This window comes from Bacillus sp. SM2101, from assembly GCF_018588585.1.
Lineage (GTDB): Bacteria > Bacillota > Bacilli > Bacillales > SM2101 > Nanhaiella > Nanhaiella sioensis.
The window spans coordinates 175,246-186,900 of sequence record NZ_JAEUFG010000006.1 but is presented as its reverse complement, the minus strand read 5'-3'; the positions used below and the strand labels follow the sequence as shown (position 1 = coordinate 186,900).

The window sequence follows — 11,655 nt, the reverse complement described above, 5'->3', positions numbered from 1 at the left end:
CAAGACACCTCTGTCCAGCGATTTTCAGCGCTATTAACCTATGCCCCTTTGCAAATTTTGAACAATTACCAACATTTACGTGAATTATGCCTATTGTTTTAACACACTCTATTATCACAAGGAGGTGATAACACATGGCATACAACAGTTCAAATCAATTAGTAGTTCCTGGTGTACAGCAAGCTCTTGATCAAATGAAGTACGAAATCGCTTCTGAATTTGGAGTGAACCTAGGGCCTGACACTACTTCTCGTGCAAACGGTTCTGTCGGTGGAGAAATAACGAAGCGCCTTGTACAAATGGCTGAGCAGCAAATAGGTGGAGGCTACCAACAACAATAAATAAATATTATGGCTACAAAGAGCGGGATCATATCCCGCTCTTTTTTATTATTTATTTTTGAGCTTATAATTTTTAGCATACGAAGACAATAGGAGACTATATAGTGTGATATAGTACTTCGCTGTTTTTATAATTTACTACACTATTACAAAAAAATTGATAATTTAGTATAATATGAAATATTAAGATAATTTTTTTGAATGGAGGAGTTGTTCATGAATCGACAAGATTTAATTGCGCCAGATATTTATAATTTATCTGAAGAAGTAGAACGCTTTTCAAGTAATAGTTCAAGAATTGCCTTAAAATACGAAAGTGAGCTAGGTGTCAAAAGAGAGATTACATATGGTAGCTTAATGAAGGAAGCAAATAAAATAGGGAATGCATTATTAAATGATGGGTTTCAACAAGGTGATAAGGTGCTCGTGCTCATACCAAGAATGATTGAGGCATATAGTATTTATTTAGGTGCAATTAAAGCGGGATTAGTTGTTATCCCCTGTTCAGAAATGCTTCGAACTAAAGACTTACAGTATCGTATTCAACATGGAGAAGTGAAAGGTATCATATGCTACCATCCTTTTGTCGAGCAATTTGAAGAAGTCAAAAATATTGAAACAATAACTAAGTATATTGTTGGAAAAGAAGATAAAGCTGGATGGAAAAATCTTAGGGAAAAATGTAAAGGTAGCAGTGATAAATTAGTGACTGCACAAACTAACCGAGATGATATTGTTTTTTTATCATATACGTCAGGAACAACTGGAAACCCAAAAGGGGTTGTCCATACACATGGATGGGGATATGCTCATTTGAAAACAGCAGCATCGAGCTGGTTAAGCATTAGAGATAACGACACAGTTTGGGCAACTGCGGGTCCTGGATGGCAGAAATGGATTTGGAGTCCTTTTCTTTCAACACTAGGAACTGGTGCTACTGGAATAGTTTATGATGGGAAATTTGAACCTAAAAAATATTTACAGCTGTTAAGTGATTATGAAGTAAATGTATTATGTTGTACCCCAACAGAATATCGTCTTATGGCGAAAGTAGATAACATTGGTGATTACAAACTTCCATCTTTACATAGTGCGGTCTCAGCTGGGGAACCTCTGAATCGTGAAGTGATTAAGACGTTTAATAAATATTTTCATGTTGACGTTCGGGACGGATACGGGCAAACAGAGAATACTTTATTAGTAGGGGTCATGAAAGGAATGGAAATTAAACCAGGTTCTATGGGGAAACCGACGCCAGGTAATACAATTGAAATCATTAACGATTTAGGAGAGCCATGTGATATTGGAGAAGTTGGTGATATTGCAGTTCATGTTGAAACCCCAGCATTATTTAAACATTATTATAAAGATCCAGAAAGAACCGCTAAGCAATTTCGTGGAGAATACTATATCACAGGAGATAAGGCGAAGAAAGATAAAGATGGATATTATTGGTTTGAGGGGAGGAGTGATGATATTATTATAAGTTCTGGTTACACCATTGGTCCGTTTGAAGTTGAAGATGCTTTAGTCAAACATCCGTCCGTAAAAGAATGTGCTGTAGTTGGTAGCCCAGATGATGTTCGCGGGTTAATCGTTAAAGCATTTATAGTTCTGCGTGAGGGGTTATCTGAACATAATGAAGAGCTTATTAAACAACTACAAGATCATGTCAAAGATCTAACAGCTCCTTACAAATATCCTCGGAAAATAGAATTTGTTGAAGACTTGCCAAAAACAACATCAGGAAAAATTCGTCGTATAGAATTACGAAATCAAGAACTTCGGAAAGAGAGGTCTTTCAAACAAAAATAAAGGCTATATTTCTCTCCTTCAAATGTTTTGATAAAATAAATGTCAAGAAGGAAATATAGATAGGGCAGTTCCAAGATGTAAATTACAAGTCTATCAGAACTGCTCTACGATCGATATTGGGAGAGGTAAAAATGGGTACACTTTGGTTTGGCGGAACAATTTATACGATGTGCAACGAAAATGATAAAGCAGAAGCAGTATATGTGGAAGAAGGTATGATTAAAGATATCGGTTCCGAAGAGCAGTTGCGGAAAGAATATGGTGAGTATATTACTAAAAATGTTGACCTTCAAAATACCGTTATGTTTCCAGGCTTTGTAGATAGTCATATACATCTAATAGGACTTGGAGAAAAATTGTTAACAATGGATTTATCTTCAAAAACTACTTCAGATGATATAAGAACAACATTGAAAGAATATGTGAAATCATACAATAGTGGTGATTGGGTCATTGCAGAAGGTTGGAATGAAAATAATCTTAAAGATAAAAAAATTTTCAACCGATTTGATCTAGATGAGATTTCACCGAACAATCCGATGGTTTTAAAACGCATTTGTCATCATGCAGCAATTGTTAACTCAAAAGCACTTCAGTTAGCAGGAATAACAGCAGAAACAACGGATCCTAAAGGTGGCGTAATTGTTCGGAATGATAAAGGTGAGCCAACAGGGTATTTGTTAGACAAGGCGGTTGATCTTGTGACGAAAGCTATCCCCGCAGTAACAACAGACTACTTGAACAAGGCATTGGCAACATCGATTGATCATTGTTTTTCATTAGGTCTAGTTGGTGCACATACTGAAGATTTGAATTATTATAATAGTTTTTCACAAACGTATGAAACATTTCTTCATGTCATTAATGGACAAAGCAAAAAATTCAGGGCAAATTTATTAGTTCATCATGAAGTAATTGATGACATGATTCAAAGGGAATTAAATGATAGTAGCAACGAAGAATTCATCAAATTTGGTGCGATGAAAATTTTTGCTGATGGCGCATTAGGTGGTCGAACTGCTCTATTATCTGAACCATATCATGATCAATCAAGCACGTCAGGAATTGCAATTCATTCTCAAGATGAATTAAAGGAGCTCGTTAAAAAAGCAAGGTTGTATAATATGCCGGTGGCTATCCATGTTATTGGAGATTTAGCATTTGAGTATGCAATTTCTGCAATTGAAGCATACCCACCACCTAAAGGAGAAAGGGATCGGTTGATTCACGCACAAATTCTTCGTAAAGAATTAATAGAGAGAGCAAAGCACCTTTCAGTCATTTTGGATATACAGCCAACATTTGTAATGTCGGATTTCCCTTGGGTTATCGATAGGCTAGGTGAAGACAGAATGCAATATAGCTATGCTTGGCGAACTCTGATAGATGAAGGATTTCATTGTGCTGGAGGGTCCGATGCACCGATAGAAAGTGCAAATCCTCTACTTGGAATTTATGCTGCTATTATGAGGAAGTCCCCTTCTGATAAACATGAAGGCTATTATCAAGATGAAAAACTAACACCGTTTGAGGCTGTTTGTCTTTATACACGTGGCAGTGCTTACGCAGTGAAAATGGAACAAACACATGGAAAAATAACGCCCGGGTTTGTAGCTGATTTTACAATATTAGATAGAGATATTTTACAAATTGATCCGGAAGATATTCCGTTAACAAATGTTGTGATGACCGTTGTTGATAATAATATTGTCTATAAAAGTGACACAAACTGAGAAGCTAGGAATTGTTCAAAGATTAAGAGCCTGTTTAGAAATGAATCAAAACAGGCTTTTTTTATTATATTGTTATTTAAGGCATAATCCTACTGTATGAATTGAGGCTAAAAACCAATTACAAAAATCTCCTTTTAACCTTCTCCCAAAAAGAATTGTCTCGTAATTTTACAGTTTTTATTTTTTTGTCACTAAGCTGAATTTCAATTTTATTTACATGGCGTATGCTAACCGCTTCATTATCCATACCGATAGTTGGAAAATCATTTCCATCTTGAACTACCTTAAGCGTAAGCTTACGTGCACCACTTAAAATAAACGATGAACCTAATGTTCTATAGCGGTTATTATTCAATGAGGCAATCTCACTTACTTGCATACATGGAAGTAGTGGGTCTACAACGGCTCCATTAACAGATTTATTATATGCCGTACTGCCTGTAGGTGTAGCTATAACCATGCCATCACCACGGAAAGTTTCAAAATGAAGGTCATCTATATGTACATCAATGACAAACGTTTTAATAATGGTTGAACGAATTGAACATTCATTCAAACATTGGAACGAGGTCATATCATCTACAGATACATTAATCGTAGGATATTTTCTTACTTCCACTTCTTCATTTTTTAATGCTTCTATCATTTTATCGGTATCATCTATGTGGAAATCACAATATAAACTAAGAGAGCCTGTGTTGGAAATTCCAGCGTACAAACAATCCTCCTGGAAGCCAGTCTTTCTTACTGCTTGAAGGAATGTCCCATCTCCACCTATACTTACAATTATATTTGCATCTTTGTAGTCATTTACGATTTTAAATCCGTATTGTTCAGCTATTGTGTATAATGATTCTACTTGTTTGTCGAGGACTGGATCACTTTTATAAAACAAAAAGATGTTACGGCGATTAAACATAAATCATACCTCCTACTAAGTATCAAGACAGAATATTGTTTCCAAGTATTCACTATTTTGCTAAAAAATCTGCTACAATTGATTATTGTGTATATAGTGTATCATTTTTATGAAACTAAATGTATGACAAAATAGGAAATGATACTGTGATTAAGAAGGAGTGAATGTTTATGAGTTTAAAAAGATGGGCGGCACTAGGAATAGCTGTATTACTTTTCGTTATTTCAGTTTTAGTTAATACAGTAAGTTCAATTGCTTTTTCTGGTATTGGTGATATATCTGAGGAAATTTTTACAACAGACAAGGAATTTGATGAAAAAGTAATTGAAGAGGGGAAGAGCCCTTTATCAAAAATCCTTGTTTTAGAAGTAAATGGCGCGATTCAAGACACTACGAATGTAACATCAATCTTTGAATCAGTGGGGTATAATCATCGACGATTTTTAAGTATGATAGACAGTGCTAAAGAAGATAATGCCATCAAAGCGATTTTACTTCGTGTGAACTCACCTGGTGGAGGAGTTGTTGAAAGCGCTGAAATACATAAGAAATTAACAGAATACAGAGAAGAAACGGGTAAACCAGTCTATGTATCGATGGGAAGTATGGCAGCATCAGGTGGATATTATATTTCAGCATTGGCAGATAAAATCATTGCGAGTCCTGAAACTTTAACAGGCTCGTTAGGTGTTATCATGCAGGGGGTTAATTACGCTGGCTTAGCTGAGAAATATGGAGTAGAGTTTGTGACAATCAAAAGTGGTCAATTTAAAGATATTATGAGCCCTTCAAGAGAGATGACAGAAGAAGAGCGAAACATACTGCAATCTATGCTTAATAATTCGTACGATGGCTTCGTTAAGGTGATATCGGAGGGAAGAAACATTCCAGAAGATACAGTACGAGAAATTGCTGATGGGCGCATTTATGACGGAAGGCAAGCAAAAGAGCTAAATCTCATTGATGAATTCGGATATTATGATGATGCTCTAGATATATTAAAAGAAGACATGGACCTTAAAAATGCACAAGTAATTAAGTATGAAGAAAACTTAGGGTTGAATTGGTCAATATTTGAGATAACAGCAAATAAATTTATGAATAAAGAAATTGAAATGGCTGGACTAATGAAAATGTTATCTCAACCAAATTCCCCAAGACCTATGTATTTATATGCGGAATAGGGGGGATTTATATGGAAACAAAGAATAATGGAACCGAAAACAAGGAAATTAGTCCTGCAGAAACAAAAGCTGTTTTAGAAGGTCATAATGACAATATAGTTCATAATGGAACTGTTCATTCTCATCATCAAGAACATGATAATGTTGACATTTCTAATAAACAACAAGCACTGCATTATAACGCAGGATTTTGGATGAGATTTTGGTCATATTTATTTGATCTAGCTGTCATAGGAAGTATTAATCGCATCATTATATATCCGTTGTTCCGTTTGCTTGATTTACCACTAAAGGACAGTGGGATGTTTGCAGCAATTTCAATTGCAACTGCGTGTACCTTCTACTTATATTTCGTTTTAATGACAAAGTACTTTCATAAAACACTTGGAAAAATGGTGTTTGGTCTACGTGTCATTAACATAAAAGGCGATCAGTTAACTTGGTCTACTATCCTGTTTAGAGAGTTTATTGGTAGGTTTATTTCAAAGTTTTTTATGATTGGCTATATTTTAGTAGCATTTTTACCGAAAAAACAAGGTTTACATGACATATTTGCTGATACGACTGTAGTTCATGAAAGAAAATAACATACGAATTTTCATTTTAAAACCTATGAAGGCTAGTGTCTTCATAGGTTTATTTTATTTGGTGAAGGTGATAATAGGTTAGTAGAAGGGAGGAGTATATGTTGGTAATGATAACTATCATAGCAAGCTCTGTTGTTGTCATCCTATGTTTGCTCTTCATGAAGGTTACTGTTCGTGTACTTCTACTACATGAAAAGGACAATGATCAAATTAAGATTCAACTAAGAACTTTGTTTGGGATCATACGCTATACGTACAATGTGCCATTTATAAAAGTAGATAAGAAAGATGCTAATCTTGTCGTGGGACAAAACAAATCGTCAAAAAATGTAGGCGAAGAACAAACTGACAATAAAGATGTTGAACACATTTCAGTAAATGATGTTATTGAAGGGATACAAAACGCAAAGGAGCTTATAGAACATATTGTTGGGTTTCACCAAATTATCAGAAATTTTTTTAAAAAAGTTCACGTAACGAAGTTTGAATGGCAAACTCAATTAGGTGCTCGTGATGCAGCTATGACAGCTATACTTTCTGGACTTGCATGGGGTGTAAAAGGAGGAGTTATTGGTTTGGTTAGCAATAATATGAAACTTGATACGAACCCTTATATAGAGATAGCTCCTTCCTATCAAAAACCTAGTTCGCATACAAAATTAAAGTGTATGTTATACTTTCGAATCGGGTATGCTATTTTAGGAGGAATAAGGTTATTGAAATTATGGAAAGGGGGACGGCCACATTTTAGGCATGGTCACCCTCCATTACATAAAAATAAAAAAATGAAAGAATCGATATAAACTATAGGAGGTGTTAATATGTCTGATCACCCTATACAAGGTTTAATGACCACTGCTATGGAGAATTTAAAAGAGATGATTGACGTAAATACGATAATTGGAGATCCTGTTGAAACACCTGATGGTAGTGTGATCTTAACTGTTTCAAAAGTAGGGTTTGGGTTTGCAGCAGGAGGAAGTGAATTTTATATAGAAGAACGGAGTGGTCAACAACAAGGTCAACAAGGGCAAAATTCTAAGAAACATCCCTTTGGCGGTGGAAGTGGAGGAGGAGTTTCGATTACTCCTATTGCTTTTTTAATTGTTAATCCTTCAGGAGTAAAGCTGTTGCACCTTGATGAAAATACACATTTGTATGAAAGAATATTAGAATTAGCTCCACAGGCAGTAGAAAAAATACAACAAATGTTTTCGAAAAATGATCAAAATGGTGAACGGGAGATAAAAGGAAATAAAGCAAAAGATCACCAAGATATGCCAAAGCAAGATTTTGATATATGAGCTAAAGTAAAATTCCTTTAATTAAATCATTTGGTCTTGGTTGTTATTTTTGCAACAGCAAATCAGGTTTCATCCGATTGTCATCGCGTTATTAATGTAAAGATACCACAAAACAATGGTTGTATATTTGTTTATATTTTAATATGAAAACAAATTTACGAAAAACATCGACATAGTTGTTATGGGAACACGGGTAGATAAAGTACAACGTAACTTGTCCCTTATCTATCCGTTAATGTACGAACTAATAGGAAAAAATTAGTACTATTGCAGGCAGTGGAAATTTAAACTGTGAGCATTCATAAACACAATTTTCTTACCCTCTTTATCTGCCCTTTAGTATCATCAATTATTCGGCTACGTTAATTTTTACTACGGTATTAGTGGACCCTCCACCTGTATAAACATATTCCAATTCACGTACTTTATTATCGATTAGCAAAGTTGCATAAAAACCATAGGCTGTTTTCGAATTGATTGTTGTTTCTCGTACTAGGAGCGCAACTAGAGTTCCTTTTCTAAAACAGAGAAGAAGAGGTGGCTAATAAAGTTTCTAATTATGGAGAGTGAATCCACTCACTAGTATTAACACGTAAGCTAGGTTTTTTCTTTGCAATCTATAATAAGAAAAGTTATGATTATCACTATACATACTAAAAATATTAGATTGTTTAAAGATTTAGGAGAAAAATAGTTGTTCAAGAAACTTGAACATACACTAATAAGGGGGAATTAATATGGCAAATATCACGTTTAAAGGTAATCCAGTTACATTACTAGGTAATGAGGTTAAGGTTGGTGACAAGGCTCCGGATTATACGGTGTTAGCAAATGATTTGTCGCCTGTGACGTTAGCTAATTCTAAAGGTTCAGTTCGCCTAATCAGTGTTGTCCCTTCAGTTGATACTGGGGTATGTGATGCGCAAACTAGACGTTTTAATGAAGAGGTAGCTAGCCTAGATAATGTCCAAGTGTTAACAGTAAGTGTAGACTTACCTTTTGCTCAAAAGCGTTGGTGTGGAGCAAGCGGTATAGATAACGTCGTTACTTTATCTGACCATCGTGATCTATCATTTGGTGAAGCATACGGAGTTGTGATTAAAGAACTTCGTCTATTAGCACGTGCCGTATTCGTCATTGATAGCAATGATAATATCACGTACGTAGAGTATGTTTCAGAAGGTACGAACCATCCAAACTACGAAGCAGCAATCGAAGCAGTAAAGGCCGCAAAGTAACAAGCAAAGCGAAGCCGACTTGAATTGCCCTGACAAGTACTAACGAACGATAATACGCTGCATATGCTAAAAGACCTCGATGTTGAGGTCTTTTTCCTTCTTTTTTGATCGGATTAAATTAATATAATTATTTTCTGTATAGGAGAATATTAAATTTCAATTAGTATACATTTACATTTAGGAGGTTTTTAATTTGTCAACCAATATCGAACAAATCTTTTCAGTAATAGACAGTACAGCTAATCTATTGCAGGAGGACCTAGCATGCTCATATTTAGAAGCAGTGGCTGAAACAGGTGAAAACATATTTCATGAAACAATTTTACAGGAAGAACTTAGTGAACTTTCAAAGAAAAGATTAAATAAAGAGTACGAAAAGCTCATTGTACAAAAATATTCAAATGAGGAAATCAGAAAAGCATACCAGCTTGCAGCTTTAAAGGGGATGCGGGAATCGACACAGCCAAATCATCAAATGACACCAGATTCAGTTGGGGTTTTCGTAAGTTATCTTGTTTCTAAATTCATGAGAAACTATGAATCCTTCAAAGTTGTTGACCCTGCTGTAGGGACAGGAAATTTACTTACGACTGTTCTAAACCATACTTCCGATAAACAAATAACGAGTTTCGGTGTAGATGTGGATGATTTATTAATTAAGCTTGCATATGTGAATGCTAACCTTCAGCAGCACCCAATTCAATTTTTTAATCAAGATAGTTTAGAGCCATTATTAATTGATCCTGTTGATCTTGTTGTATGTGATTTGCCAATTGGATACTATCCAAACGATGTTGTGGCCGATGGGTATGAATTGAAGTCACCGGAAGGACATTCTTATGCACATCATTTATTTATTGAACAATGCATGAACTATACGAAAGAGGGAGGGTATTTGTTCTTTCTTGTACCCAATAACCTTTTTGAAAGTGAGCTAGCACCCTCATTACATAAGTATTTAAAAGAAACGAGTATAATTCAAGGGTTATTACAGTTGCCTTTATCTTTGTTTCAACATGAGAAGCATGCAAAAAGTATTTTTATTTTACAGAAAAAGGGGGCAGAAGTTAAGGTGCCAAAGCAGGCACTGTTAGTTGACCTCCCTAGTTTTTCCAAGAAAGAGGCAATCCAAGGAATTATTCAAAGAATTGATAGTTGGATTAAAGTAGAAAAATAATAAAATAAAATCAGAAAATAAAGAAATTATGACGAAAACGGTACCATTTTTACATTAATATTGCATTGTAATAAAGTGAGTGGTTAAATGATAGAGGCGGATATGAAATTGTGTCGATTTTTAAAGGAGCTGTGAAATAACATGTCTAAAGTTATTGCTATAAATGCAGGTAGTTCTTCTCTTAAATTTCAATTATTTGAAATGCCGAGTGAAGAGGTTGTTACAAAGGGGATTGTAGAACGAATTGGATTTGACGATGCAATTTTTAATATAACAGTTAATGGTGAGAAACAAACAGAAGTTAGCCCTATCGCTGATCATTCAGTTGCGGTTAAGATGCTTCTTGATAAGCTGACATCATTAAACATTATTCAATCATTAGATGAGATTGAGGGCATCGGTCATCGTGTCGTTCACGGTGGTGAAAAATTCAATGACTCTGTATTAATTACTGACGATGTAATTAAGGATATCGAAGAGTTATCTGAATTAGCACCATTGCATAATCCAGCAAACCTTACTGGTGTAAAAGCATTTAAGGAAGTACTACCTAATGTACCGTCTATCGCTGTGTTTGATACCGCATTTCATCAAACGATGCCGGATCAATCATTTCTATATAGTTTGCCATATCATTATTATAGTGAATATGGAATTCGTAAATATGGATTCCATGGTACCTCACATAAATATGTTTCAGAACGTGCAGCAGAACTTTTAGGACGTCCGTTGGAACAGCTACGTCTTATATCATGTCACTTAGGTAATGGTGCAAGTATAGCTGCAATCGAAGGTGGTAAATCAATTGATACCTCAATGGGCTTCACTCCACTCGCAGGTGTGGCTATGGGTACACGTTCAGGTGATATTGATCCTGCGTTGATTCCGTTTATTATGGAGAAGACGGGGAAAACTGCCGATGAAGTACTAGATGTATTAAATAAACGCAGTGGAATGCTTGGTGTATCTGGTTTCTCAAGTGATTTACGTGATATTGAGCAAGAAGCTGAACAAGGAAATGAACGTGCCGAATTAGCTTTACAAGTATTTGCAGATAGAATTCATAAGTATATAGGCTCATATGCATCTAAAATGTATGGTGTAGACGCGATTATATTCACTGCAGGTATTGGTGAAAATAGTGACGTTATACGTACTCGTGTGTTAAAAGGACTTGAGTTTATGGGAGTATACTGGGATCCGTCACTTAATAAAGTTCGTGGTAAAGAAGCGTTTATTAATTATCCGCATTCACCTGTTAAGGTTATTGTCATACCGACGGATGAAGAAGTTATGATTGCTCGTGATGTTGTGAAAATTGCATTACACTAATAAAGTTATCATTCAATAAATGAGA

The 11,655-nt window shown here is 35.3% G+C and carries 11 protein-coding genes; 10 read left to right on the top strand and 1 reads right to left on the bottom strand.

Features of this window, described 5'->3' with window-relative positions:
• Nucleotides 1-134: 134 nt before the first annotated feature.
• The 3 genes from JM172_RS07935 to JM172_RS07925 all read left to right on the top strand — a co-directional run bounded on the left by JM172_RS07935 (nucleotide 135) and on the right by JM172_RS07925 (nucleotide 3,889).
• Nucleotides 135-341, top strand: a complete 207-nt coding sequence (locus JM172_RS07935) for an alpha/beta-type small acid-soluble spore protein (protein WP_214481638.1) — start codon at nucleotides 135-137, stop codon at nucleotides 339-341.
• Between the two features lie 216 nt (nucleotides 342-557).
• On the top strand, nucleotides 558-2,156 hold the full coding sequence (gene mbcS / locus JM172_RS07930; protein WP_214481637.1) for an acyl-CoA synthetase MbcS: 1,599 nt from the start codon (nucleotides 558-560) through the stop codon (nucleotides 2,154-2,156).
• A gap of 131 nt (nucleotides 2,157-2,287) precedes the next feature.
• A complete protein-coding gene (locus JM172_RS07925) occupies nucleotides 2,288-3,889 on the top strand; it encodes an amidohydrolase (protein ID WP_214481636.1) in 1,602 nt (533 codons plus the stop codon).
• Nucleotides 3,890-4,007: 118 nt separating this feature from the next.
• Here the strand turns inward: JM172_RS07925 and JM172_RS07920 are convergent, their stop codons facing one another.
• Complete coding sequence (locus tag JM172_RS07920; protein ID WP_214481635.1) at nucleotides 4,008-4,808, bottom strand: NAD kinase; 801 nt, start codon at nucleotides 4,806-4,808, stop codon at nucleotides 4,008-4,010.
• 170 nt (nucleotides 4,809-4,978) lie between these two features.
• On the opposite strand from JM172_RS07920, the gene sppA reads away from it, so the two are divergent.
• The 7 genes from sppA to JM172_RS07885 all read left to right on the top strand — a co-directional run bounded on the left by sppA (nucleotide 4,979) and on the right by JM172_RS07885 (nucleotide 11,630).
• Nucleotides 4,979-5,992: a signal peptide peptidase SppA gene (gene sppA, locus JM172_RS07915; protein WP_214481634.1), complete on the top strand. Its 1,014-nt coding sequence runs from the start codon at nucleotides 4,979-4,981 to the stop codon at nucleotides 5,990-5,992.
• An 11-nt stretch (nucleotides 5,993-6,003) separates the two neighbouring features.
• Nucleotides 6,004-6,579: an RDD family protein gene (locus JM172_RS07910; protein ID WP_214481633.1), complete on the top strand. Its 576-nt coding sequence runs from the start codon at nucleotides 6,004-6,006 to the stop codon at nucleotides 6,577-6,579.
• Nucleotides 6,580-6,686: 107 nt separating this feature from the next.
• Nucleotides 6,687-7,382, top strand: a complete 696-nt coding sequence (locus JM172_RS07905; protein ID WP_250886574.1) for a DUF2953 domain-containing protein — start codon at nucleotides 6,687-6,689, stop codon at nucleotides 7,380-7,382.
• Nucleotides 7,383-7,400: 18 nt separating this feature from the next.
• On the top strand, nucleotides 7,401-7,883 hold the full coding sequence (gene ytfJ, locus JM172_RS07900) for a GerW family sporulation protein (protein WP_214481631.1): 483 nt from the start codon (nucleotides 7,401-7,403) through the stop codon (nucleotides 7,881-7,883).
• A gap of 737 nt (nucleotides 7,884-8,620) precedes the next feature.
• A complete protein-coding gene (gene tpx / locus JM172_RS07895) occupies nucleotides 8,621-9,121 on the top strand; it encodes a thiol peroxidase (RefSeq protein ID WP_214481630.1) in 501 nt (166 codons plus the stop codon).
• Between the two features lie 193 nt (nucleotides 9,122-9,314).
• Complete coding sequence (locus JM172_RS07890) at nucleotides 9,315-10,298, top strand: class I SAM-dependent methyltransferase (RefSeq protein WP_214481629.1); 984 nt, start codon at nucleotides 9,315-9,317, stop codon at nucleotides 10,296-10,298.
• Nucleotides 10,299-10,439: 141 nt separating this feature from the next.
• Entirely contained in the window at nucleotides 10,440-11,630 is a 1,191-nt protein-coding gene (locus JM172_RS07885; protein ID WP_214481628.1) for an acetate kinase, read from the top strand.
• Nucleotides 11,631-11,655: the final 25 nt, after the last annotated feature.